This window comes from Paenibacillus terrae, assembly GCF_005217525.1.
Classification (GTDB): Bacteria; Bacillota; Bacilli; order Paenibacillales; family Paenibacillaceae; genus Paenibacillus; species Paenibacillus terrae_C.
This window is the reverse complement of record NZ_PNXQ01000001.1, coordinates 198517-223891: the sequence shown is the minus strand read 5'-3', so window position 1 is coordinate 223891 and position 25375 is coordinate 198517. Positions and strand designations below refer to the sequence as shown.

The window sequence follows — 25375 nt, the reverse complement described above, 5'->3', positions numbered from 1 at the left end:
CACTTGATGAACAGGTACGGCGCTGGGAATCCGAGGGCTTGGTGACCAAGTATGAAAACTGGGAGTTTTTACAGGCTGTACTGGATGATGAGAGTATCTGTCGCGGCATCTGTGCGCAGGATCTGCGCACGATGGAAGTGAAGACCTTTGTAGCAGATGCGGTTATTTTGGCATCGGGCGGTCCTGGCATTATTTTCGGTAAAACCACGAATTCCGTAATTAATACAGGTACGGCTGCCGGGGCGGTATATCAGCAGGGCGTACGCTATGCCAACGGCGAGTTTATCCAGATTCATCCGACGGCTATTCCGGGGGATGACAAGCTGCGTCTGATGTCCGAGTCGGCACGGGGAGAGGGCGGCCGTATTTGGACGTACAAGGACGGCAAGCCGTGGTATTTCCTCGAAGAAAAGTATCCGGCTTATGGAAATCTGGTTCCTCGTGATATTGCGACCCGTGAAATATTCAGTGTATGCGTCGATGATGGGCTCGGCATTAATGGCGAGAACATGGTGTATCTCGATCTGTCTCATAAGGACCCGAAAGAGCTGGACGTGAAGCTGGGCGGTATTATTGAAATTTATGAAAAATTCGTTGGTGACGATCCGCGTAAAATACCGATGAAAATCTTCCCGGCTGTGCATTATTCGATGGGCGGCATGTGGGTCGATTACAATCAGATGACCAATATTCCGGGGCTGTTTGCCGCCGGAGAATGTGAATTCCAGTATCACGGAGCGAATCGTTTGGGTGCAAACTCGCTGCTGTCAGCTATTTACGGCGGGATGGTGGCTGGACCAAAAGCTGTGGAATACATTAAAGGCTTGAAAAAATCCGCGCAGGATGTGGCTTCCTCCGTGTTCGATGCGGCGGTCAATCAGCAGACGGAGAAGTATGAGCGTATTTTGCGTATGGATGGGAAAGAAAATGCCTATGTCCTTCATAAAGAGCTGGGCGAGTGGATGACGAACAACATGACCGTGGTTCGTTATAATGACAAGCTGGAAGCTACGATCCACAAGATCAAGGAGCTGAAGGAGCGTTATTCCAATATTAACATCAATGATGCTTCGCGCTGGAACAATGCGGGTGCGGCGTTCACGCGTCAGCTGTGGAATATGATGGAGCTGGCTGAAGCGATGACCAAAGGAGCGCTGCTGCGCAACGAAAGCCGTGGAGCCCACTATAAACCTGACTTCCCGGACCGTAACGATGAGGATTTCCTGAAAACGACGATTGCGGACTGGACACCGGAAGGACCGCAAATCTCGTACGAAGCGGTGGACGTTTCGCTGATCAAGCCGCGTATTCGGGATTACTCCAAGAACAAGTAATTAAGGAAGATACAGAAGGGAGTGTATGAGATGTCGGAGCAAGCAGTGAAATCGGATAAAACCGTAAAGTTCGTTGTGACCCGTCAGGATGAACCTAATGCGAATCCATATACGGAAGAATTTGAGTTGGCTTATCGACCGGGGATGAATGTAATCAGTGCGTTGATGGAGATTCAGCGTAACCCGGTGGATAGTCATGGTAAAGATACGGCCCCGGTATGCTGGGAGTCGAACTGTCTGGAGGAAGTGTGTGGAGCATGCTCCATGGTGATTAACGGCAAGCCGCGTCAGGCTTGTGCGGCGCTCGTCGATAAGCTGGAGCAGCCGATTACCATTGCGCCGATGAGCACGTTCCCGGTTGTGCGGGATTTGGTCATTGACCGAAGCCGGATGTTTAACGCGCTCAAGAAGGTCAAAGCGTGGATTCCGATTGACGGTACCTACGATCTGGGCCCCGGCCCCAGAATGGCAGAGAAGAAGCGTCAATGGGCCTATGAGCTGTCCAAGTGCATGACCTGCGGTGTCTGCCTGGAGGCTTGCCCGAATGTTAACGAGAAAACGACATTCATTGGACCTGCGGCGATATCTCAGGTTCGTCTATTCAATAGTCATCCAACTGGGGAAATGAATCAGGAGGAGCGGCTGGATGCGCTGATGACGGACGACGGGCTGGAGGGCTGCGGTAACTCGCAAAACTGCGTACGTTCCTGCCCGAAGGGCATTCCGTTGACAACCTCCATTGCGGAAATGAACAAGCAAACGACCAAGCATATGTTCAAGCGCTGGTTGACCGTTTAGCACTAGTCAGTGAATGCTTTATACAAAACAGGCTTTTTCCCTGAACCGGAGAAAGCCTGTTTTTGTATGCTCAGGACAGATCGGAGTTACCGTGGAGGGAGGAGAGTAGGGCAGCAGTTATGGTATAATTATGGTATTGTGTATCGTTTTTGGAGAAAAGGAGGCTGGACAGGTGGCTGTACAACCGATGACGCGTCGGCCCGTTATCGGGTCGGATGTGCTGAAAGGATTAAAGGAACTGGGGGTTCAAAAAGGCATGACGTTGCTTGTGCACTCGTCGATGCGCAGCTTTGGCAGTTTTGTTCCGGGCGGGGCCTCTGCTATTCTTGCAGCATTAACCGATGCGATTGGCCCGGAAGGAACGCTGGTCACGCCGACGCAGTCCCATGATCTGACCGATCCGTCGACATGGATGAACCCACCTCTGGATGAGTCATGGTGGGAACTTGTACGCGAGGAAATGCCCGCCTATGATCCGGCCTGGACGCTGACCGGAGGGATGGGTATTATGGTGGAAACGTTTCGTGGCCTGCCGGGAACACTGCGCAGTGGACACCCGCATGTTTCATTTGCGGCCCGTGGACCTGCGGCCTCACGCTTGCTGGAAGGGCATGAGCTTGATTTCGGGCTGGGTGAACAATCGCCACTGGCGAAGCTATATGAGACAGACGCCTATGTGCTGTTGCTGGGCTGCGGACATGACAGCAACACGTCCTTTCATTTGGCGGAACACCGCACAGCGTACAATGGACGTGAAGAAACAACCCAACAAGCCCCGATGATGGTGAACGGGGAGAAAGTATGGGTATCTTTTCAGGATTTTAATATATCCTCGGATGATTTTGACAAGCTGGGGCTTGATTTTGAGCGGGATCGTCCCGTAGCCTTTACGCGAGTGAACATCGGGGATGCATCGTGTTTTTTAGCGAGGCAGCGTGATTTGGTAGACTATGCAGAACGATGGTTAGCCACCAACCGCTAGAGGGCTAAAAGCGTGAAATATTTGAACATTTGAATCATGAGATATTTGAACTGTACAATAGTTGAATAGATAGCAAGGGGGCACGCATATGGAGAAGACGCCGCAAACCCGCCGCGAGAGTCAGGATGGCTCACACGATGAGGCCGCGATCCCTCTCGGTTCTTCGCGTCGTTCCATTTCAAATGAGCCAGCCAATCCTTCGCGTCGTCGTTTTTTGAAAAAAGCCGCTTTAGCGACAGCCGGAACCGCGCTTTTAACTGGAGGATACGCTTCCCTATGGGAGCCTAATCATTTGGAGATTACACGTTTTACACTATCTTTGCCCCGTCTGCCGTCGGCTTTTGACGGTATCAGAGTCGTGCATTTTAGTGATGTACACTTGGGCTTTCACATGGATGAGCAGGACCTGCGGGAGCTTGCGGACCGAATTGCAGGACTGGAACCGGATTTGCTTTGTTTTACAGGTGATATTGTAGATGATTATGCCGTATCTATGAAAGCCGCTGTTCCGGTCATGGCTTCGATGTACGCCACACTCGGTAAATTCGCCATTCTCGGCAATCACGATTATCGGGGTTTACCAGGCGGGGTACAGGAGCTATATCCAAAAACCGGGTTTACGTTGCTGAGAAATGAACACGCGATTGTAGAGCGAGCCGGGCAGCGTGTGGCGATTGTTGGGTTAGAGGATGACATTATGGGCAAACCCAATCCACGGCGTGCCATCCACGGACTTTCTGATGACTTGTGCAAGCTGCTGCTTATGCATGAGCCGGATTATGCGGATGTGGCGGCGCGAATGTCCTTTGATCTTCAGCTGTCGGGACATACGCATGGAGGACAGGTACGCTTGCCTGTCCTCGGAGCGCCGATGCCGCCTCCGGGTGGACGCAAGTACATTCAGGGATTATTTCATGTAGGGACTGACAGGATGCCGCTGTATGTCAGCAGAGGCATTGGAATGACCAAGCTGCCGATTCGTGTGCTGTGCAGGCCGGAGCTGAGTGTCATTACACTGAAATCCGGTCAATAGGCTATTATATGTTTACCTTCATCAGTATGGGCTTGTAACTACATAAAAAGGGTTTAGTGTAGTGTGTAGCTGTTTCGGACAAAGGAGTGATATTCAGATGGATCGTATTGCTGTCATTTCAGATATACATGGCAATTGGCCTGCCTGCGAGGCGGTGCTGGAGGATGTTGCTTCCCGACGGATTAGTCGTGTGTTTTGTTTGGGCGATCTGATCGGCAAAGGGCCTAGCCCGTGCGAGGTTCTGGAGGCTGTCCGTCAACATTGCGAAGTGGTGGTGCGTGGTAATTGGGATGAGCTGGTTAGCATTACAGATGATCTCAATTTTAGCTGGCAAGCCGAGCGCCTGGGCACAGAACGGCTACAGTATTTGGCAGAGTTGCCGTTTCATCATGATTTCAGGATGAGCGGACGTCGTATCCGTCTGGTGCATGCTTCGCCGCAAAGTGTATATCATCGCGTGCAGCCATGGGATGAGCCGGAGAAAAGAATCGCTATGTTCGACCCGTTGGCCGAGGAAAATGGAAAAGCCGCTTTTGCCCCGGATGTCGTGGGATATGGAGATGTGCATAATGCCTTTATACAGCATTTTCAGGGCAAAACGCTTTTTAATGTCGGCAGTGTTGGCAATCCGCTGGATGTAACTCAGGCTTCCTACTGCATTTTGGAGGGGAGCATGGGAGAAGAGAGCCCTACACCTTTTTCCATCCAGTTTGTACGTGTACCTTATAATATAGAGCTGGCGGTGAAACAGGCTGAGGAAGCAGACGTACCTTCTTTGCCGTATTACATTCGTGAGCTGCGCACAGGCATTTACCGGGGAATTCAGGACCTGGATTGAGTGTGCAACCTATTCGCCGCAAAAAGCTAATCCATCCGCAGGAGGGATCATTGTGCTCACCAGAGAAATGCTTCGTTCAGGGTCAGGGCTACCGGAGCTTTATACCGATCGTGTCCGGTTGCGCCAGCTACAAGCAAGGGATTACCCCGCGCTGGAACGGATGCTGTCCGATCCATTGGTTATCCGGTATGTGAACCGGATTCGCAAGCCAGTCGATACGCGGATGCGTCGTTTGGTAGCGCAAATAAGAGTGGCTGCGGATTCGCTGGATTCCCTGCATTTTGCGGTGGAATGGCATGGGAGAAATACAGCAGCAAACAACGAACCCGGCCAACTTAACGAACTCCATGAACATAATGAACTCAGCCACTCGCCGCTGCTCGGTATCGCTTCTTTCCAGCAATGGAATGAAAAAGCGGGTGAGGCGCAGCTAGGCTATATTTTGGACCGTCCTTTCTGGGGACAAGGGCTGGCTACAGAGGTCGTGGAGGAAATGCTGAGATTTGGTTTTGGTGCTTTAAAGCTCAAGAGGATCGAAGGTCGTTGCCAAGAGGATAATCAGGCTTCCGTGCGTGTGCTGATTAAAAACAAGATGCGCATGCTGCGCACAATCAGTGCCTATGATCATTCAGGAGAGGTACCGGGTGTATTGGTGTTCTCGATTACCCAAGGGGATTATGCATAGAAATGGCAGTGGAATATTTTGTTACAGAGATGAAATATAACTGCAAACTAACTCTAACACAGGACGGGTACAATACAGACATGACCCCCTTTTGAATAATATATGTTGCTGGACCCGATGATCGGGTCCTCTTTTTTTTGCCTTGTTTCTATGGCAGCTACTTGTGATTTACAAGTTACTTTTATGATTCATAGGAACGGTTCAGGTTGGTGATCAGCTCGGGAAGCCATTCGGTCAGGGAAAGGAACGAGTATCCTTCTGATTGGGCTTTGGTCGTATCCATATACCAGGATTGTGTAATACCGAATGGAGACATATGCTCGTCCGCTGTTTTTTCTTGAATCACGGCTTGTTTTCCAGTTACCTGCTCAATGGTGGAAATGAGTTCTCCAATCTTCACAGTACCGTCGGAGCAAGCATTGACGGGTCCTGTCAAATGAGAGTGACCAAGCCAAAGCAGAAAATCTGCGGCTTCATCAGAACGGATAAACGAGATGTGCGCTGCCGGATTCGGTATGCCGATTTTTATTCCATCACGAACATGCTCTATATGAAAATGAAGTCTTTTCGTATAATCATCTGCTCCTAATACAATCGGAAAACGAACAGCGGCAACCGGGAACGTAGCTTGTTGCATGAAAACCGCTTCTGCCTGCCGTTTAGCCTCCTGATATGTAAAATCGTCCTGTCTGCCTTTGCGAACCGGGTAAGCCTGAGGGTCGAAGATACTCTCGGTCAGCACTTCTGGACTTGGATCGTAGACGGATAAGCTGGAGGTCAGAATATACCGTTTGGCTTTAGCATCAAAAATGCGGCAGGCTTCTCTGGCTTCATCTGGAGAAAAGCAAATATTATCGTAGACAACATCCCAAACCTGCTCACCTACCGCCTCAGCCAGCGCTTCTGCATCGTTACGATCTGCAATAATCCGCTGAACGCGGTCACCGAACGAATCACTTGTTTGACCTCTCGTGAGGATCGTAACGTTATTCTCGGAATCCTCCACCAGACGTTCCACCAGCCTTTTTCCAAAAAAGCGCGTTCCACCTAATACAAGTATCTTTCTCATTCATGAATCACACTCCTTAAGGGATTGGTTTTATTAAGGTAGACGGAATAATGTTCTCAAAGGAAACGGAACGATGAAAGGATTATTTTAGCATAATAACCCAATTTTACGACACAAAAATGGACGTGTTGGAAAATGAGGAGTAGACTCAACTTTTGTTAAAACACTCCTGGTTTTGAATTGATTGTATGGGGGTTGTTTTTCTCACAAGTCATTAGATCCACACTTTTTAAGTGTATCGTTTGTCATTAGAGATGATTGTTTCAATATCATTTGATTCTTCTATTGTTAAATGGTCTTTACTTCCGAGAAGTAGAATTCTTTTGCTACCTGATGCGTAAGTGATATATCTTTTAACTAAGTACTTGTATAGATAATCGATCTCTATTACAGTTTGCAAGATTTCATCAGCGGTTTCTTTGGTAGCCTCAATTAGAGTTGTAGCACATGTGGCCAATTTATTAACTCTTAGCTTTTGTAATTCTATGTTATTCATCTGCCCTTTGAGTTTATTATGCATGATTAGCATAAATTTAATCAGATATGATTCAACCATTTCTTCATTGGTAGTTTCTATTTCTGTAGTTGTTAATGTAATTGGTATGGGGAATATATACGAATAATAAGGTGCGAATCCATGCTTTAATTTATTATATAAGTCGAAAAGAGTGAAGTTTGTTGGTTGTTCTCTTACAATTGATTTAGCAGTTATCTTCATACGTTCAGATATTATTTCTGTTGTTACTGAGATACCTTTCCAAAGTAATTCTTTCTCAGCAGCAGATAAATTAGTGAAAATAGTATCCAGATCATCTTGCGATTGCGGTATTCTGAAGATCTGTCGGATGAATTCTGCACCCTGCTTAGAGAGCATGTCTGTATAAAACTGATTTGGATTACTGTAAGCTAAAAAATGTTCAGCAATATTAGTTCCTTCTGTCACATGTCTTTTACATGCAGAACAAAATCCAGCAAAATCCTCTATTATAGTGCCAAAACGTATGATCATATCACAAAATAAAGCATGTACTGTTAATATGTCATCGTTGGTTTTTATATCATTAACTTTTGAGTTGAAAGTATCATACATGATTCGAAATAATTGTGTTGTATGATTGATTCCGAAGAATGATTTACTCCACAATAGTTGTAAACTTTGCTCATCTAAAGTTGCAAGTGAATTTTGATATTGTAATTGTGCTTCAGGGTTAGGCAGTAATATTAATTTTTTTTCTTTGTTTTCGATTGATGTCTGGATATCGAAATCCAATCCGAAAAATTGTTTTCGCATTTTGAAGTTTCCTTTCATAATGGTAATAAATTCGACTGTGCACATTGAGATTAGAAGTGTACCTCTGTTAATAAAGTAGACACCTAGAATCGAGAAAATAAGGCTGTTTTTTGGTACATAAGTTTGCATTCATTCGGTGTGATATACCCAATGGTTGAGTGAATGTACTTAGCATTATAGAAAATGTAGTGTACTCGAATATGCGCTCCCCGTGTCTTGAATTTTTCTAGGTAAATCATTTTTTTCAGGATGCTATGGAAAGATTCAATACATACATTGTCATAACAGTTACCCTCCGACTTAAGCCCCCCTTCATATTGTATTGGTTCAATCTAGTTTGATATCATGTATTACTTTCCCGATTGAGTGGTGAGAGGACTACTCCGGATAGTTCCTGCTGATTAATCCCAGTCTAGTGCTTGAACGACCAGTTCCTTTGCCATTCTTCCATCCATAAAAAACCTACGATTTTACGGCTGCACAGGTACATTACGCTGGCCCGGTATAGCCAGCTTTCTTCGGTGGGAATTAGATGATACCTCGGCTCATACGGAGTGTTCGGACGAAATTGATTATAATTAAACACATTGTAGCCTTATATTTCTTGACGGTGGCAGGTTTTAGCCCTAAGTCTTACATGATTCGAGCTACTGCTTTCTAAAATATCCGTTTCCTTGTTTATTGAGAACCTTGTTGATTTTCGGGCTACCATATTAGGGCTGAGGTAGACTGGTTCCCAACGAGTTAGTCTGAAAGAAAATATTTTTGAGGTTGAAGACTACATAAACTGTAGAAGACGTATATCCCTTTCCATCGTCTCGACGCGTGTGATATGAGGAATGGAGGTATCCTTGCTTAAATCACGTTTTGGCTATCTTATTGCGCTGTCTTTACTAAATTACGATACTTAGTGAGTATGTTTCGTTTTCTATTTTTGCTCAAGTAACGGAGGGTATGACGGGAGTAGATCTAGAAGGAATTTGTCAAAGATCAGAACTATGATTGCAATTAAGAAATGTGTTGAGCAGTATCCCGAAAAAGATTCTCATGCTTCAATGTCGAGCAATGCCATTTTAGGCTTGCTCGTTGTAATTTGAGTTTCAATAATCCTTAAAGTAGTAATTTAATTGATTTGATAACACGCCTGCTTCTTCAGTTACATCACACATGGAGACGTTAGTATAACCTTCGGTAGATATATATTTAAAGGCAGCTATGGGTTTTTATCAAAGATGTAATGTTTCCTTAACCTCATTCATTTAACTTCGGTCGTCTGTCCGAAAAAACATGGAGTTTTATCTAATCCTTCCAGTTATCCCTGTAGAATTTCTCTACTCTGTCTCATCAAATTGTATTAATTCTGATATGTCCTTAATATCTAAAGCGATGGCGATCCTTGTTAGCATAGCTAAATTTACTTCTTCCCGAGCATTTCTGCATAATTCCGATATTACAGCTTGCCGGACATTTGCCATTTTTGCCAATTGTAACTGAGTGATGTCTCTTTCTTTCATAACGTCTTTAAGTTTTATGATCAGTTCCATCTTAGATTTATCTCCTAACTTGAATTAAGAAGTCATTAGTTCTCTTCTTCTAACTGAATTAATTCGGATAAGTCTGTGATCTCCAAAGCATGGGCGATTTTTTCAAGCATGAGTAGGTTAACTTCTTGTCGATTACCACTACAAAGAGTAGATATTCTGGATTGGGGTATTCCTGTCATAGCTTCTAAGTTTTTTTGAGTGATTCCTTTTGTTTTTAATACTTCCTTTAGCTTAATTTTGATTTTCAACATTAAATAGATGCCTCCGGGATTTTTTTATTGACAATTTATATCTTCAAGAGTATATTTTATTTATCGCTATAAGAGTATATATTTACTGTGAAATTCATCCTAAACAAAAGGATATGCATCATATCCTTGGCTTTGCTATTGCCATTTTACCAAAAAGAATCGGGGGAAATACATATGACTACACTAGAAGACAAAGTCAACAAACAACATATTCTGGACATCGTTCGCATGGAAACAGTTTGGCCGCAAGAAGTGGGAAGCGATGACCAAGAGATACATTATTATCACATCACCGATGCTCTGAACCGTAAATGGCAAACGATAGGCTATAATGTCTCAGACGCTATTGAAGTGTTTGAGAATGGAAAGACTAATGTGTGGACACGAATCATAGAGCCAGCCCCGTTTAACCCCAAATTGACCACGAACAATCTCATTCAAATGTTTCATATCAGTCCCGAAGACGAGCACATCCGTAACGCTATGCAAATCATACTGAACTCGGTTGAAAGGCGCAATGAATTCGTTGCCCGTTCTATTTATATTAACGAACAAGACACTTTTAATCTACTCTGCAATATGAAAGGTGAGTATCTTCGGCAGCATCAGCTTACAGACGAGGAATTTATGAAGCTGTATGCTGCAAATCCTGTTGAAGCCTTATCTGTATATTTTCTGGAGTCTGTAGACATTCATCTGTATTGGGAGTGGGCAGGGGCAGGAGGTACGTGTGAGAAGGCTATTCAATATAAACAGGAGGAACCTGAAATGCCCTTGATTCAAGCGATTGAGAGGGTTGAGGACGAAGTCGACCGCTATGTATCCGGTTATTAACGTGTATGTACAGAACAGGAAGATTAATTAACGGCAAACTGTTTCTGAAGACACTTTCAGGCGATTGGATCAGCCTCCAGATGCTCATTAAACCCGCTATATCGGAGCATCCTAATTTTAAATCTAAAGTTCCTCGTTTAGATACAGTTAAAGGAATCGCTCAAATTAATCCAAACTGCAAGGCTCAAGTTCAATGGTTTAATCTTTTTAAATAACTGCGATGAATGGACATAAAAACGAAATTAAGAATGAGAGGCGGTTGGCAGCGGAGCGAAGAATCTGAATCTGGATAAGCGTAAGCGTTCGCTTTTGCAATGGGATTCAACCCTTTAAAGGGTTTATAAATCCTGAGAATCCCGTTGCAGCAGCGATCGCAAGATCAAATCATTCGCGTAGCGATGAAATCACTAACGAAGCCTGTCCAATTACTCCCCAAGCAGCTTCAAAAAGTTGGCTGGCACCGAAAATTGCTGATTATTAATGATAATCTTCCGAATCTCTTCAATAGAGTCTTCTTCACCTTGGGCGTCTTTAATCTCCTTGATTTCTCGGTGGAGACGTTCCATTTGGAGGTCAAGCGCATTGGCTGAATCTGCCGCATTTTTTAATTCGCGTGTCAGGCTTTCGGGGACGGACTGGTTGTATTTATAAAAGATTTTATGCTCCAGACTGGCCCAGAAATCCATCGCAATCGTCCGAATTTGTACCTCCACGCAGACCAGCTCCTGACAGTCGGACATGAATACAGGAACCTGGATCAGCAAATGCAGACTTTGGTAGCCGTTTGGTTTGGGATTTTTGATGTAATCTTTGACCTCCAGCACCTTCAAATCACTTTGTCTCTGTAACATGTCACTTACATCATAAATGTCCGAAATAAAAGAGCAGGTAATGCGTAGTCCCGCGATATCCTTAATGTGATCCTTGACGGCAGTAAGAGAAAGCTCGCTATTTTTACGAAACATTTTGTTCATGATGCTCTCAGGGGATTTGAGGCGCGATTTGGTATGCTCAATAGGGCTATAATCGTGCAACGCCTGAAATTCCTGCTTTAGTATTTCAATCTTGGTTTCCATTTCATCGAGCGCAAATTTATAGATCAGCATAAAACGCGTGATATCGTGCTTTAGCTTTTTGATCTTGTCCATCGGGTCTTCCAGATACATATGTAATTCTCCTCACACATAGATGTTGTAAAATATAAATAATATTTAAAATAATGGAGCCGTGCAGTTTAAGGTGGTTGGCAGCGGAGCGGCAAATCCCACCTTAAACAAATTTTAAAGCGGCACTGGAATTTTACGTTTTTGTTTAAAATAAACCCATTCGCGGAAGCCAATATCCTTCAGCATCGCCTTCACATCGTCCCAATCTTCGCCTACCCGCACAGGTTTATGGGCATCTGAACCAAAAGTGACCTCTACGCCAAAATGATGCGCTCTTTCCAAAATGGGGACTGACGGATACCATCCGCCACTGAGCTTGGTTTTGCCTGAAGTGTTAATTTCAATCGCCACACCGGACTCTGCAATCACTCTCAAGGTTTCATCAATCGCTTCATCGGCAGGAATATCTGAGAAAGCCGGGAAATTCCCTTTCATGGCGTCGATATGACCCAAAATCTGAAACATACCGCTCCGAGCAGATTCCTGAATGAGCGAATAGTAAGCTTGCTTGACCTCGATTTTGCGAGCATCACTTACTTCGTTCCAACGGTTACGGTTAAAAATGCTGTCTCCCTCAACATTATGGATCGACCCAATGAGGTAGTCGAACGGATAAGGGGCCAGGGTGGAACGGTACAGTTCTGCATAATCAGGGAAATAATCCGTTTCCAATCCGAGCAGCACGTCAATACGGCCTTCATATTCCTTCTGTAGCTGCTGTACCTCTTCTACGTACTCGGCAAGCTGTGATTTCGCCATATAAGTTTTTGGAAAAGCCTGATCCTGCTCGCTGCATAAGAAGGGGGAGTGGTCTGAAATACCAATAGCCTGTAAACCGGACTGAATGCCTGCTTCGATATAGTCCCGAATATTACCGTCTGCATGACCGCAGCGGAAGTGATGGGTGTGCAGATCAAATTTCATAGGATGTCGTCCTTTCGTAATCAAGGTTTGTATTTCGTAGGGTGTTCATAGCTGAGTGCGTTATTCAGAACTGATAAAATTGGTCTCCGGCATACCTTTTAAATCGCTTAGAAACTGCTGCATGGCTGAATTCAGATATCGGCCGGATTTGTAAATGACCCCTACCGGATGGCTAACCTCCAGCTCGGTAATGTGAATCATTTTCAACGTACCCGCGCGTAGCTCAGGAGAGACTGACAGCCTGGAGATAATGGCGGCGCCAAGATTAATCTCTACCATCCGTTTGACTTCCTCGCTGCTGGACAACTCGATCACGACATGAGGCACAATTTGGTGTTTTTTAAATACATCATCCACGAATTTTCGTCCTACCGTATCGGGTGAGAGCAGAATAAGTGGAATTTCCCGAAGGGCTTCAATGGTAGCATGCGGTTGGGAGGCCAATGGATGAGTGGGCGATACGACAAGCTCAAAGGAATCGTAATACAAAATCGAAGTGCTCAAATTGGGATTACGTTCGATCAAGTAACCGATGCCAACATCAATAAGCCCGTTTTCCACCTGCTGATAAATCATGGAGGAAGCCATGGATTGAATGGAGGTTTTGATGAGCGGGAATTGATCCTGAAAGTAGGAAAGTACACGCGGTAAAATTTGAATAGCGATGGACGTTGTAGTGCCGAGCGCAATATGACCCTGCGGCGTTTCGTTCAGATCATACAATTTCTGCCGCAGCTCCTCGACAACACTCAAGATCCGCTCGGCATGTTCCAAAAAAACAGCCCCTCGGTCGGTCAGGGTGACGGGTTGGTTGCGGTCGATCAGAATGGTCTTGAACTCGTCCTCCAGACTTTTGATTTGGGCGGATACCGCCGGCTGCGTCAAATTGAGAAGTTCTCCGGCTTTGCGGAAGCTCATTGTTTTGGAAATCATGATAAGTGTTTCAAGTTGACTGATGTTCATGAAGTTCCTCCTCTCTTTTCTTAATTCTGTCGCAGCAATACAGCCTGAGGATTTTTCACAAATCCACATGTGCATATGTAAAACCATCGTTATGCTTATTTCATTAAATTATAGGTTATTCGAGCGGGAAGGGCAATGAATCGAAGCAGAACACCGTGAAGTATGGTATATTGGAAAATAAAGACTAAAGTCCTGCTATACATCAAAAGTAATCCATTTGAATTCGATGGAAAGCGATGGAATAGGACATTATTCACATTTTTTGTGATTCGGCTATAAAAAATTGCCGGATAGCTGTCGATAAGTGATAGAGAGAGTATTTTATTGAAGGTTGATTCGTTATGCATCATTTTGAAAAATAAAATTCAAATTAAAATGGGACTTTTGTTGTGTGTCTAAAAGCCCATCGTAAAGGGGCGCAATGATCGTGAAGGCAGAAGTGATAAATCCTTTTTTGGAGTCGGCGCGGCGGGTCATTGAACAATTGATCCAAATCTCTCCCTCACCCGGCGATCTCGGTGTGAAAAATGTCGAGCTGGTGGATGACCATATTTGGATTATGATCGGGATGACCGGACAGCTTAGCGGAAATATTGTGTTCGGCCTGAATGAACAGGTAGCGTTGCGCATGGTATCGGCGATGATGGGCGGATTCGTTTTGACTGAAATTGATGAGATGGGCAAAAGCGCCATTTCTGAATTGGGAAATATGATCAGCGGTAATGCCAGCACGATTTTGTCCAATCAGGGGATTGTAGTCGACATTACGCCTCCGCAGGTCATGAAGTCGGAAAACTTGACCTCCTTCGTACCTCAGCGTGCCCTTTATATTCCGCTTACGATGGAAGGGATCGGTGAGCTGGATATTCAGGTGATGATCTCTTAATATTAAAGAAGCAGGTTTCTTTAATATGGAGGGATGTCCATGAGTACATTGCAAAACAAGGTGGTTGTCATTACAGGTGCATCCAGTGGAATTGGTGCCCTCTGCGCACGGTTGCTGAGCGAAAAGGGCGCGATTCCTATTTTGACTGCGCGTTCGCAGGAACGGCTGGAACAAGTGTCAGCCGGAATGAGTGGCAGGCATGAGTTGATCCCTCTGGACGTCACTCGTCAAGAGCAGGTAGAGGCCGTGGCTGCCCGTGTGCTGGAGCAGTTCGGACGGGTCGATATTTTGCTCAACAACGCAGGTTACGGGAAGTTTGATTATTTTCATGAGACAGACTTGACGGAGTTTGAACAAATGATGGATGTGAATTATATGGGCGCTGTCCGCTGTATCAAGGCATTCCTGCCGCAAATGACAGCAAGAGGTACGGGACAGATCGTCAATGTGGCATCCATGGCCGGTAAAATCGGGACAGCCAAATCGTCCTCCTACACAGCAACGAAGCATGCACTGCTAGGGTTCAGCAATGCGCTTCGGCAGGAACTGCGCGGGAGCGGAGTTACGCTAACAACGATTAACCCCGGACCGATTGACACGCCGTTTTTTGACCTCGCTGATCCTTCGGGCGGATATGTTCGTAATGTAGGCTGGTTTATGCTAAAGCCGGACAAGGTGGCTCAGCACATCGTGAGAGCGATGGAGCTTCGCAAGGAGGAGGTTAATCTGCCACGGTGGATATCTCCTTTTCTCAAGCTGTACCAGCTTGCTCCCAGGCTGACCGACAGGTTGGGCCATGGCGTGATGAACAAAAAATAAAAGATGTCCCGCAAACCATGTGATGGTGGAGGGACATCTTTTTTGTCATTTTGAATGAAAGGGAGGTATGACTAAATATCTGCATTTGGTTACAGGGCGGTTTTCGCATATAATGGAGAGTAACGAATTTACGTATAGGGGTTGGACCTTTTCATGACATTGAATTTTGAATCGCTCGGCGTGGAACAAGATCTGTTGACCAAGCTGGCTGAGCATGAGATTACACAGCCTTCGCCAGTTCAGGCGCAGGCTATACCAGAAATGATCAAGGGCAGGCATGTATTGGCGCGTTCGCAGACTGGCACAGGGAAGACGCTGGCTTATTTGCTGCCGCTGCTGCAAGCCATTGACCCGCAGAAAAAGGCCACGCAAAAGCTGATCCTGGCTCCCAGTCAGGAGCTGGCGATGCAAATTGTACGCGAAGGCCAGCGTTATGGGGAGCATCGAGGCATCCGTGTGCTCGGCCTGATCGGTGGAGCGGCCATCAAACGGCAGATCGAGAAGCTGAAGGACCATCCGCAGCTTGTGGTCGGCACACCGGGACGTGTTCGGGAGCTCATCGCTTCCAAGAAGCTGAAAATGCACAATATTACAACTATCGTCATCGACGAGGTGGATCAGATGTTCCAGCTCGGGGGAGCAGGCGATGTCACGAACATCCTGGGCACTGCCCAGCGTGACCGTCAGCTCGTATTTCTGTCCGCGACGCTGAACGACGAAATTCAAGGGCTGGCCAAGCGGGAAATGCAGGATTACGTGGAAATCGGGATTGATCCTGACCAGAAGACGGCCAGCGGTTTGGAGCACTATTACTTTGTATCCGAAGAACGGGATAAGGTGGACATGCTGCGCCGACTGGTGCGTCATTTTAATCCGAGAAAAGCACTGGTGTTCGTCAATACTACCAATGCCATCGGGGAGATTGAGGCCAAGCTCAAGCATATGGGACTGACTACAGCATCCCTATATGGCGATGCGGACAAAGTTACACGTACTAACGTGCTGGCCCAGTTTCGTGCGGACAAGCTCAAGGTGCTGATTGCTTCCGATGTGGCAGCCCGTGGTCTGGATATTGAGGGGCTGGAAATGGTGATCCATTTTGATCCAGCTACGGACAGTCAGGCTTATGTTCACCGTGCAGGACGGACCGGACGAATGGGACGTAAAGGACTGGTTGCGTCGGTTGTTACCGACCGTGAAACGTTCATCATGCGTAAATTTTCCCGTGAACTGGGCATCGACATTGCGGAGCGTGCGTTGCACGGAGGCCGGGTTGTCGTACCGCGTCCGGAGGATGCCAAGCGTGCGCCTGTAAGGCCATCCGAAGCCAGAGCCACTTCTGACGGAGCAGCCACGGAAAGCCGCAAGGCGCCTGCCCGCGGTGAGAACGGTCGTCCTGGCAGAACTGCGGCAAATGGCTCGGCTCCAAGCAAGAGCAAAGGAGCGGCCTTGTCCAAAGCAGGGAAAGCGCAGCGCGAGCGTGAGCGTAAAAACAAGGGAGCGCCAAGATGGCTGAAGGAAAAAGGGTCAAAGCCGAACGGATAAGTGAGAAGAGGGGGAGCCATGGAACAACAGCCTGTATTGCAAATTAATGGACTGACAGGCGGATACAGCGCCAAGCGCCCGGTGCTGCACCAGATTTCTCTGGATGTAAAGCCGGGCGAAATGGTGGGGCTGATCGGTCTGAACGGAGCCGGGAAAAGTACGACGATGAAGCATATTTTGGGCCTGATGACACCACAGGCGGGAGAAATCCGCGTGCAGGGACATAAGCAGGCGGACAATCCCGAGCAGTATCAGGGAGCCATTGCTTTTGTACCCGAGTCTCCAGAGCTGTATCCCGAAATGACCGTGATGGAGCATATGGAATTCACCGCCAGAGCGTATGGAGTCAATGAAGCTGATTTTCGCACTCGCAGTGACCAAATGCTGGACTTGTTCCGTATGCGGGATAAGAGCGGAAGCATGTCGATGCATCTCTCCAAAGGGATGCGCCAGAAAGTGATGATTATGTGCGCATTTTTGGCGGGGCCGCCACTGTATGTCATTGATGAGCCATTTTTGGGTCTGGACCCGCTCGGTATTCGTTCCCTGCTTGATTTTATGCTGGAAATGAAGCGCTCGGGCTCGTCCATTTTACTCAGTTCTCATATTTTGTCCACGATTGAAAATTATTGTGATCGTTTCATTGTGCTTCATCAGGGTGCCATCATTGCACAGGGCACGCTGGACGAAGTGACAGCACAGGCGGGTAAGCCGGGCATGCCGCTGGAAGATGCATTTTATGAGCTGGTACAGGGCAGGGAATGAGCATGGATTTGCAACGTTTGCATAAAGAAAGACGTGCTGCGTTCTGGGGACAAGTGCTGCCTTATCTCGGCTATGTCATTCAGAGCGGCCTGGCGGTCGTCTTCGGCTTTGCGCTGATTGCCTTTGCCGCGTGGTACACGTCGCTGATTATGCATATCCCGCCGGATTTGCCCATCCGCTGGATTATGCTCACTGTAGCCGTTCCGATCGCTCATATGAGCTTCCGTACGTATTTGAACGAAGCCGATATCGTCTTCCTGCGTCCTCAGGAGCATGCGATGCACGAATATTTTAAGTCCAGCCGTATCCGTGGCGTGGTATATAAAATATTTGGTCTGCTGTTGCTGCTTGTGATCGCGTGGCCGTTGTATATCCGCAGCGATACTGCGCCTAAGCCACTACTGCTGACCATACTGCTGTTCGTGCTGCTGAAGCTGCTGTTTAGCTATGGGGGCTGGCAGGAGCTGCGCATGGTATCGCGCAGTGCGAGTATGGCGTATCGTCTGCTTCGCTGGGCGCTGGCCGTGCTGCTGGTAGCCGCATGGCTGTGGCAGCCTCCGCTGCGCAGCTTGCCGTTTATCGTGCTGGTGGGTGTGGTGTACGTGCTTGTCCTGCGTTTTCCGGTCAAGCTGTTGGTGGCATGGGAGAACCTGATCCGTACAGAAGGCGTACAGGCTGCCCGTGTGATGCGTACTTTGGGCTGGTTTGTTGATGTGCCGGCCCTTACGCAGAGAGTGACTCCGCGTCGCTGGTTGTCCTGGTTAGGCGGTAACATACCGTGGGACAAAAGGGGTGCTTATCGTTACCTGCTGTTTAAGACCTTTGTGCGCACAGAGCCTGTGGGGATGGTGATACGACTGGGGATCCTCGGCCTGTTGATTATATGGATCACGCATACGAGCTGGATCGGTATCGCTGTGTATTTATTTTTTATATTCCTGATCGGCGTGCAGATTACTTCGTTAAGGCAGTACCATAAGGATTCGCTATGGCTTCAGCTCTATCCGCTTCCTGTACATACCCGTCGTGCGTCTTTCCTGGACTTTGTTGTCCGGCTGCTGTTGCCGGTTGCGGTCATCCTGTGGCTTCCTTTTTTGTTGAGAGGAACTGAAGGGCTGGTCACCACACTGCTTACGCTGGCTGGTGGAGTGCTGGTAGTATACCTAGTACGAGGCGCTCAGGCGAAAAAATGGCGTCTGGACGGTCAAGATGAGGAAGAAGTTTGATCCTGTGTGTATAAAGTAAAAACAAAGGCTATTCCGTAAGCAGCAAGCGCTGTTTGCAGAATAGCCTTTTTGCGTGGGTACTGCTATGGGTCAGCCGTGGGCGCAGATGTCATTCTGCTTAAATAAAAATCGTTTTGCTGATGATTACTAACAAAATGAACAGCACCAGAATCGTTCCTGTGCTTGTGAATGCGCCGAAACCACCGTAACCGCCTCTTGTTTCTTCTGCTCCCATGCTCATTCTCCTCTCGGTCCTTGTGATGTAGGATACACCGTATATTATGAAGCCGATTTTCGGATTGCGTGGGCCAACGTGGAGGTACATTGCCGGATCGCCTTATTTTTTTCAGCGGATATGAGGGGATAGAGAGGAAAAGACACGTTTTGTCGAGAATAGAAGAAGTATATAATCATTATTACTTGGAAAGTGGGAACGACGAGATGCTGGCAGACAAGCTGCTCGTGAATATATTTCTGGTTTTTGTACCCTTGCTGGTGTACAGCGCTTTATCGGATTATCGACATATGAAACAGACCCCGTTGCTCATGGGAGGGGTGCTGGGTATCTCTTCTGTGCTTTGTCTTATTTTCTCGTATAGCTGGTACGGCTTCCTTTGGGATCTCCGATATGTTCCGCTGATCCTCTCCGTTTTATATTTTGGCCCCGGAGCAGGACTAGTGAATATAACACTCATGATGCTGGCCCGCATTTATGTTGGACCTGATTCCATCGGTGTGGGGCTGCTTAGCATGATGTTATGTTATCTCGTACCTCTCTTGGTGAGAAAAAAATTTATGCAGCTCAAAGGCATGCTGGCCCGGGTATTGATAAACTTGCTCATGAGTGTGTGGATGAATGTGATCATGCTGGTTGTTCTTATGATGCATTCCTGGGCCAACGGCAGACTGAATGAGGATGAAGTCGAGCTGATCAAGGGGATCCTTTGGTTTGCTATAATTCAATTTCTAAGTATCGGAGCTGCCTCTTGCTGGATGGAGTTTAGTCTCGAACGGGAAGAGATGAGAAAAAAGATCAAATATGCTGAACGTCTCAATACGTTAGGGGAACTGGCCGCTTCCATGGCTCACGAAGTTCGTAATCCGTTGACGGTCGTAAAAGGGTTCCTGCAAATGGCCCAGTCAGGGCTGGAAGGAAAAAACCGCAGATATATGGCGCTGGCGCTGGCGGAGGTGGATCGGGCTGAAAGAATCATTAGCGACTATTTGAATTTATCCAAGCCACAGATTGGGAAGACGGAGCTGATGGATTTGTCCGGTATGGTCCAACAGATTGTTCTGCTCCTGAAACCGATGGCGGCCAAGCAAGGCGTAAGAATGCAGACGGAGCTGAGGAATGATATATATCTACATACGGATCGTAATCAACTGTTGCAGGCGTTAATTCATATCACGAAAAATGCGATTGAGGCTGCGGAAGATGGAGGCAAGGTAGACATAAAGCTGGTAGTTCAGGAAGAGAAGGCATGTCTGAATATCAAGGATACTGGAAAAGGCATGAGCCCGGAACATCTGGAACGGGTAGGCACTTTGTTTTTTTCGACCAAAGAAGTAGGAACAGGGCTGGGAACAGCAGTCTCTTTTCGCATGATTGAAGCGATGAACGGCAGTATACGGTATGAGAGCGAGCCGGGAGCGGGTACGGAGGTTATCATTTTGCTGCCGCTGGCACAACAATCTTTGCTGGCTGCTGAGGGATAAGTGCTTCGAGTTGGGAATGAATCGTTCAACAGGGGGTATAAAAAAACGGTATGCCGCAACATCCGGCACACCGCTTAATCCAGCTATAAGTCTAACCAGTTCATACCGACCGATTAGATTAGGCGTTCAATAAGTCTTGCACACCACGATAAACAATGTCGTACAAGTCTTCCAGATATTCTTCCTCGATACAGGAGAACGCGATACGGAGATCATGCTCACCCAGTGCAATCGTTCCCACCCCATATTGCTCCAGCAGATGTGTGCGCAGTTGTTCGGCGGACAAGCCGTTCAGCTTGAGACACATGAAATAACCCGAGTTGAAAGGATAGTAGCTCCATACATCTCCGTATTTTCCGCTATCAAGTAGCGCCTTGACCTTGTTGGCCCGGCCTTTCATGATTTGGAACTTTTCTTCCTTCTGTTGCTCAAAATCCGGTGATTTGAGAGCATCCAGCACGAAGGTTTGCGACGGGTGAGGGCCGCTGGAAATCGTTGCCCGTATAATTCCCAATGCTTTTTGCTCCAGTGCGCTCAGCACGTCCTGATGTTCCGAAGCGAAGGTAATAAATCCGACACGGAAGCCCCAAACGAATTCTTCTTTGGTGGCTCCGTCAATTTTGACTGGTAAAATTCTTGGATGAAGTCCAGCTAACTGGCCGAATAGCGATTCATGCAGGGAGTCCTCGAAGAACAGACCAAAATAAGCGTCATCTGTTACAACTACGACATTGATGCCTGCTTCCGCAGCTTCCTGAATGGCAGCAACAATGGCTTTGCCCTCTTCGACTCCCGGTGTATAGCCAGTCGGGTTGTTCGGGAAGTTCAACACAACAATGGCTTTGCCGTAATCCTTCTGCGCCAGCAGTGCTTCGCGTAACCCATCACTATTAAAATGTTGGTCCTCTGTGAACAATGGGAAATTTACCAATCGTCCATGACGGCGAATACCGAAGGTCAGTTCATAGTTTTCCCAGTTTTTGTCTGGATAAATGACAGCATCCCCTTCATCTGTAAAGAGGTCGGCAACGATGCTCAAACCATGAGTCAGCGCGTTCGTAACCACCGGTAGGCCGTAGCTTTTTCCCGCCAGCGACGGGTTTTCCTTCAGCATTTTTTCCCGCCATACACTACGCAGCTCAGGCTTGCCCGCAGGGGGCGCATAAGGGTACAGGTCCTTGGGGCTGTATGCGGACAGCTTCTCCTGAATGACCCCCAAATGCATAGGGCCGCTACCCTCGGTAGCAATACCAATCGTAGCGTTATATTTTTTAGCAAGTTTCCCCGCCTCTGCCGATTGACTCAAAATTCCTTCTTTTGGGAAATAAATCTCTTTACCTAAAAGAGAAAGCATTTCATATACATGCTCGTTGCCTGCCTGAATGTTGCGGTTTAACTGCGCTGCCAGTGGATTCATTCCGGTTTCATCCTTCCAAGTCATTTTGATTACATATTATAGCATTACACACGGTAAGCGTCACGCAAAAGCGTCCCAGAAAAAGAAAAACACTTACACAAAATTAAAAAGCAAAAATGGAGGAAAAGCTTTATTTTTTGCGTAATGGCTGTTCTGCGCTTATATTATAATTTAACGGGATCTGGGACAACGAAAGAATAGCATAAGGAGGTGCAGGTTTTGCTGGATACGTCTGCGTCATCGTTCATCCTGTTGTCCGCCTTTGCCAAAATTGTGTGCGAGCCGGGCTGGAAATGGCAGGTGCGCGAAAGGCCGATGCCAAACTATGATTTATTTTATGTATGGAGCGGTGAAGGAACGGTTGTATTGAACGGGGAATCCTTTCCGGTAAGCAAAGGAAGTTGCTTCCTGTTCAAGCCGGGGGATGATACTCATGCCACACATAACCCTCAGAAGCCGCTAGTACTTACCTATATCCATTTTGATCTTACCGAGCAGCCGGAGATCATTCCTGCCAGCTATCGAATGCTGGAGGAAATGGTCGAGGTGGAGCATATGCTTGCCAGGTACGTCCGTCTGCGCCTGGAACTCGCTTACGGGGCCGAGGAGGAGGGCAGGCTAATCCTGAAGCAGCTCATGATACATTTGCTGCGTGCCGACCGCAAGGAGCCGCAGGAGCAGCCGGTCAGCCATCAGCTCACCGAAGTCATCCGGGAAACGGCCAATTATGTGCGCCAGCATCCGGGGCTTCCTCATCGCGTCGAGGATTTGGCGGCACGGGCAGGGCTGTCACCGCGCTATTTTTCAATCAAATTCAAGGAGTTGCTGGGTGTTTCCGCTCAATCTCATATCATCAGCATGCGAATTGAGCGCGCACAGCATCTGTTGCTGCATGCCGGAATGAATGTGACTGAGGTGGCAGAGGCTTTGGGATACCGGGATATTTTTTTCTTCAGCCGTCAATTCAAGCAGTACACTGGGAAAAGTCCGTCTGAGATCAGGTGAAGGAATGAGCGGGTGGACAGGCTGTAGCCTAGCGACGGAGAGGTGAACGTGTGGTTCTAAGGATATTCCTATAACGAATAAAAAGATAAACGCCAAAAAGGACCTGAGCAATGCTGCCGGGTCCTTTCATCCGTGTCGCCGTTGCCGTGATGTAACGGCAAATTCGCTTATGCTTTGGGATCGTGCCGGAAGCAACCGAGACGCTGTCCCATTCTAACTACATCTCCCAGCTTCAGCACAGGGTCAGGTTCAAATGTGCCATTTTCGGTCAACAGAACGACGGTTGATCCAAACTCGAAATAGGCGAGATCGTCGCCTTTTTCCCATGAGAGGGCTTCGTCATCGGTGTATTTGATGCTGCTTACATTCATCGCGCCAACCTTGACGACCGCCACCTCGCCGTATTCATGGGCAATGTACGTAATCTGCCGTTCATTGCGGCTCAGAACCGCTCTCATGTGCTGTAAGCCGAAGTCATTCACCGGATATACCTTGCCGCGCAAATGTTCCTTCTCCACCAGTGTACCGGATACCGGCGCATGAATACGATGATAATCAGTCGGGCTGAGATACAGCACAAAAGCATAGCCGTGCGTGTATTTCTCAAGACGCGGCGAACGGTTAAGCAACTCATCCAGCGTATAGTCCTGACCTTTGACATTCAAAATCGTGCCGGATGTAATTGGGCCAGTGAACGTAATCCGCGCATCCACTGGACTGGTCATCACCTCGGCGTTCGTATCAATCGGGCGCATGCCCGCTTTTAATTTGCGTGTAAAATAGGCGTTCAGGGAACGGTATTCCTTCCATTCCTGTTCAGCCTCATGCGTCTGGATCTGGTACGTACGTATAAAGGTGGGGATAAAAAGTCGGCTTGCACCGCTTTGGGCAAAGGAACCCACAACCCGGCACACCCACTTGCGCGATGATAGCTCAGTCATGAGCCGCAGCCACTGTTTTGCCATTTCAGATCCCCCTTGTTCATTTCCGAGCCGTCTTGGCCGGAACATGTCCGGCCGCTCTGAACTATATTGACACAGAATGTGACGTAAATCAATACAGTGGACGGTCGGTGTCCGCCGGGGGCATCCGTTTGAGAAGCCAACGGGCGTAAGCCATCGGCTGAGTGTACGTTTCTTTCCAGACATTGTTCATGCCCGCCTGGCTGAATCCGTAGCGCTGATCGCGGCCGTTGCATTCGATAAAAACAATCTTGCCTTCTTGCGTAATGCCCAGGTCCAGACCGACGTCAGCCAGCCGGGGAAGGTTTTGTGCCAGCCGATGGACGATTTGCAGCGCGAGCCTTTCCAATTCATTCATCAGACGGGCTGTGTTCCATGGCTGAGCCGTCCGTACCTGTGACAGCACCTCTGGCAAGAAACGGGCTGAGCCACCCTGCGCCACATTGGAAACGAAGGTGTGGGAGGGAGCAATTTTGGCAAACATGCCTGTTACGCTCCAAATGCTGCCATATCCGCGTTGAACCGTCACGCGAATATCAAAAGGGCGGTTGTTATACAAAGCGAGCGGTAAAGTTTCCTGCACGATATGAGGACTATGCAACAGCCGCTTGGGCAGAAATGCAGGCAGTTCTCCGGCATGCAGGCGCAGGGTGATCCAGCGCTCCGGTACAGCGGGATGTGCGCATTGTAAGGTCCAGTCACCACGGGAATGTCTCAGACGCATAATTCCTTTGCCGATGCTCCCGCTGCTTGGCTTGATGACGACATCTCCGGTTTGCTCCATCAAGGTACGAATCGAAGCCAGGTTGCCTTGCAGCGTTCGCGGAAGATGAGGGTGCAGCAGAGGGTCTTCCTGCAATATCGCATGTATGTGGTCCTTACGGAAACGGTTTTGTTCATTAAAGATATAAATTCCGTTCTGTACCAGTCTGTTGATGTCACTGGCGTTTTCGTTCTGTCGATAGAGTGTCCGATTGTGGATGACCTGTGGCAACGGGAGAGTCATCTGATGATAGCCGTTACCATGTTTAACAAAAGCCCGGCATGTTCCAGATGGTATATGAATATTCTCCAGACGAAGAAAGCAGGGAATTAGCTCGTAGCTCAATCCGGCGTCTTCGTAATTGACGAGTGATTCATAACCCGTCCTCATGGCGGGGATGCCCCGGTACGTCGCCGGGTTGAGCATGATGCCGACATGCAGCATGGGTATGTCCGCCCTTCCTTGTTGAGACTCTAACTGACAACTCAGTGGTTCTAGTCCATCATATGTTTCAAAGATCGGCCAGGCATGGACGGTTGCCTTGCTGCTTGCCCAA

The 25375-nt window shown here is 47.6% G+C and carries 26 protein-coding genes; 14 read left to right on the top strand and 12 right to left on the bottom strand.

What is annotated here, in order from left to right; translation table 11 throughout:
* The 6 genes from sdhA to C1I60_RS01020 all read left to right on the top strand — a co-directional run.
* A partial coding sequence (gene sdhA / locus C1I60_RS01045) for a succinate dehydrogenase (quinone) flavoprotein subunit (protein ID WP_252361501.1) occupies window positions 1-1334 on the top strand: 1334 nt, incomplete at its 5' end.
* Window positions 1335-1364: 30 nt separating this feature from the next.
* Window positions 1365-2132 (top strand): succinate dehydrogenase iron-sulfur subunit, encoded by a 768-nt coding sequence (sdhB, locus tag C1I60_RS01040; protein WP_137060113.1) that lies wholly within the window; start codon window positions 1365-1367, stop codon window positions 2130-2132.
* 172 nt (window positions 2133-2304) lie between these two features.
* On the top strand, window positions 2305-3114 hold the full coding sequence (locus C1I60_RS01035) for an AAC(3) family N-acetyltransferase (RefSeq protein WP_137060112.1): 810 nt from the start codon (window positions 2305-2307) through the stop codon (window positions 3112-3114).
* Between the two features lie 88 nt (window positions 3115-3202).
* Complete coding sequence (locus C1I60_RS01030; RefSeq protein WP_137060111.1) at window positions 3203-4147, top strand: metallophosphoesterase; 945 nt, start codon at window positions 3203-3205, stop codon at window positions 4145-4147.
* A gap of 97 nt (window positions 4148-4244) precedes the next feature.
* On the top strand, window positions 4245-4985 hold the full coding sequence (locus tag C1I60_RS01025) for a metallophosphoesterase family protein (protein ID WP_137060110.1): 741 nt from the start codon (window positions 4245-4247) through the stop codon (window positions 4983-4985).
* Window positions 4986-5037: 52 nt separating this feature from the next.
* Window positions 5038-5670 (top strand): GNAT family N-acetyltransferase, encoded by a 633-nt coding sequence (locus tag C1I60_RS01020; protein ID WP_137060109.1) that lies wholly within the window; start codon window positions 5038-5040, stop codon window positions 5668-5670.
* Between the two features lie 181 nt (window positions 5671-5851).
* Here C1I60_RS01020 and C1I60_RS01015 read toward each other — a convergent pair whose 3' ends face one another.
* The 5 genes from C1I60_RS01015 to C1I60_RS00995 all read right to left on the bottom strand — a co-directional run bounded on the left by C1I60_RS01015 (window position 5852) and on the right by C1I60_RS00995 (window position 9825).
* Window positions 5852-6739: an NAD(P)H-binding protein gene (locus C1I60_RS01015; RefSeq protein WP_137060108.1), complete on the bottom strand. Its 888-nt coding sequence runs from the start codon at window positions 6737-6739 to the stop codon at window positions 5852-5854.
* Window positions 6740-6968: 229 nt separating this feature from the next.
* Window positions 6969-8030: a hypothetical protein gene (locus C1I60_RS01010; RefSeq protein WP_137060107.1), complete on the bottom strand. Its 1062-nt coding sequence runs from the start codon at window positions 8028-8030 to the stop codon at window positions 6969-6971.
* Between the two features lie 1100 nt (window positions 8031-9130).
* Window positions 9131-9247, bottom strand: a complete 117-nt coding sequence (locus C1I60_RS26250) for a TetR family transcriptional regulator (RefSeq protein ID WP_137060224.1) — start codon at window positions 9245-9247, stop codon at window positions 9131-9133.
* Between the two features lie 114 nt (window positions 9248-9361).
* On the bottom strand, window positions 9362-9574 hold the full coding sequence (locus C1I60_RS01000) for a helix-turn-helix domain-containing protein (protein WP_137060106.1): 213 nt from the start codon (window positions 9572-9574) through the stop codon (window positions 9362-9364).
* 35 nt (window positions 9575-9609) lie between these two features.
* Window positions 9610-9825 carry a helix-turn-helix domain-containing protein gene (locus C1I60_RS00995; protein WP_137060105.1) on the bottom strand — a complete coding sequence of 72 codons (216 nt, stop codon included), beginning with the start codon at window positions 9823-9825 and terminating at the stop codon, window positions 9610-9612.
* 174 nt (window positions 9826-9999) lie between these two features.
* Between C1I60_RS00995 and C1I60_RS00990 the strand changes: the two genes are divergently transcribed.
* Window positions 10000-10659 carry a hypothetical protein gene (locus C1I60_RS00990; protein ID WP_137060104.1) on the top strand — a complete coding sequence of 220 codons (660 nt, stop codon included), beginning with the start codon at window positions 10000-10002 and terminating at the stop codon, window positions 10657-10659.
* Between the two features lie 425 nt (window positions 10660-11084).
* Here the strand turns inward: C1I60_RS00990 and C1I60_RS00980 are convergent, their stop codons facing one another.
* From C1I60_RS00980 to C1I60_RS00970, 3 genes are all read right to left on the bottom strand, one after another.
* Entirely contained in the window at window positions 11085-11825 is a 741-nt protein-coding gene (locus C1I60_RS00980) for a GTP pyrophosphokinase (RefSeq protein WP_137060102.1), read from the bottom strand.
* Between the two features lie 114 nt (window positions 11826-11939).
* Complete coding sequence (locus tag C1I60_RS00975) at window positions 11940-12749, bottom strand: histidinol-phosphatase (RefSeq protein ID WP_137060101.1); 810 nt, start codon at window positions 12747-12749, stop codon at window positions 11940-11942.
* Between the two features lie 60 nt (window positions 12750-12809).
* Complete coding sequence (locus C1I60_RS00970; protein ID WP_137060100.1) at window positions 12810-13712, bottom strand: LysR family transcriptional regulator; 903 nt, start codon at window positions 13710-13712, stop codon at window positions 12810-12812.
* A gap of 427 nt (window positions 13713-14139) precedes the next feature.
* Between C1I60_RS00970 and C1I60_RS00965 the strand changes: the two genes are divergently transcribed.
* From C1I60_RS00965 to C1I60_RS00945, 5 genes are all read left to right on the top strand, one after another.
* The gene (locus tag C1I60_RS00965) at window positions 14140-14598 is read left to right on the top strand and encodes a chemotaxis protein CheX (protein ID WP_137060098.1); all 459 of its coding nucleotides are present in this window, start codon (window positions 14140-14142) and stop codon (window positions 14596-14598) included.
* Window positions 14599-14637: 39 nt separating this feature from the next.
* On the top strand, window positions 14638-15417 hold the full coding sequence (locus tag C1I60_RS00960; protein WP_137060097.1) for an SDR family NAD(P)-dependent oxidoreductase: 780 nt from the start codon (window positions 14638-14640) through the stop codon (window positions 15415-15417).
* Window positions 15418-15570: 153 nt separating this feature from the next.
* Window positions 15571-16962: a DEAD/DEAH box helicase gene (locus tag C1I60_RS00955; RefSeq protein ID WP_137060096.1), complete on the top strand. Its 1392-nt coding sequence runs from the start codon at window positions 15571-15573 to the stop codon at window positions 16960-16962.
* An 18-nt stretch (window positions 16963-16980) separates the two neighbouring features.
* Complete coding sequence (locus tag C1I60_RS00950; RefSeq protein WP_137060223.1) at window positions 16981-17727, top strand: ABC transporter ATP-binding protein; 747 nt, start codon at window positions 16981-16983, stop codon at window positions 17725-17727.
* Between the two features lie 2 nt (window positions 17728-17729).
* The gene (locus C1I60_RS00945; protein ID WP_137060222.1) at window positions 17730-18953 is read left to right on the top strand and encodes an ABC transporter permease; all 1224 of its coding nucleotides are present in this window, start codon (window positions 17730-17732) and stop codon (window positions 18951-18953) included.
* 118 nt (window positions 18954-19071) lie between these two features.
* On the opposite strand, the gene C1I60_RS24640 is transcribed toward C1I60_RS00945, so the two are convergent.
* The gene (locus C1I60_RS24640) at window positions 19072-19188 is read right to left on the bottom strand and encodes a YjcZ family sporulation protein (RefSeq protein WP_209440990.1); all 117 of its coding nucleotides are present in this window, start codon (window positions 19186-19188) and stop codon (window positions 19072-19074) included.
* Between the two features lie 149 nt (window positions 19189-19337).
* Here C1I60_RS24640 and C1I60_RS00940 point away from each other — a divergent pair, with 149 nt between their 5' ends.
* Window positions 19338-20672, top strand: a complete 1335-nt coding sequence (locus C1I60_RS00940) for an ATP-binding protein (protein ID WP_252361500.1) — start codon at window positions 19338-19340, stop codon at window positions 20670-20672.
* Window positions 20673-20790: 118 nt separating this feature from the next.
* Here the strand turns inward: C1I60_RS00940 and C1I60_RS00935 are convergent, their stop codons facing one another.
* Window positions 20791-22089, bottom strand: a complete 1299-nt coding sequence (locus C1I60_RS00935) for an aminotransferase class I/II-fold pyridoxal phosphate-dependent enzyme (RefSeq protein WP_137060095.1) — start codon at window positions 22087-22089, stop codon at window positions 20791-20793.
* 219 nt (window positions 22090-22308) lie between these two features.
* Here C1I60_RS00935 and C1I60_RS00930 point away from each other — a divergent pair, with 219 nt between their 5' ends.
* Window positions 22309-23094: a helix-turn-helix domain-containing protein gene (locus C1I60_RS00930; RefSeq protein WP_137060094.1), complete on the top strand. Its 786-nt coding sequence runs from the start codon at window positions 22309-22311 to the stop codon at window positions 23092-23094.
* A gap of 167 nt (window positions 23095-23261) precedes the next feature.
* Here the strand turns inward: C1I60_RS00930 and asd are convergent, their stop codons facing one another.
* On the bottom strand, window positions 23262-24059 hold the full coding sequence (gene asd / locus C1I60_RS00925) for an archaetidylserine decarboxylase (protein ID WP_137060093.1): 798 nt from the start codon (window positions 24057-24059) through the stop codon (window positions 23262-23264).
* Window positions 24060-24147: 88 nt separating this feature from the next.
* Window positions 24148-25263, bottom strand: coding sequence for a YheC/YheD family endospore coat-associated protein (locus C1I60_RS00920; RefSeq protein WP_137060092.1), 1116 nt, complete (start codon window positions 25261-25263; stop codon window positions 24148-24150).
* Window positions 25264-25375: the final 112 nt, after the last annotated feature.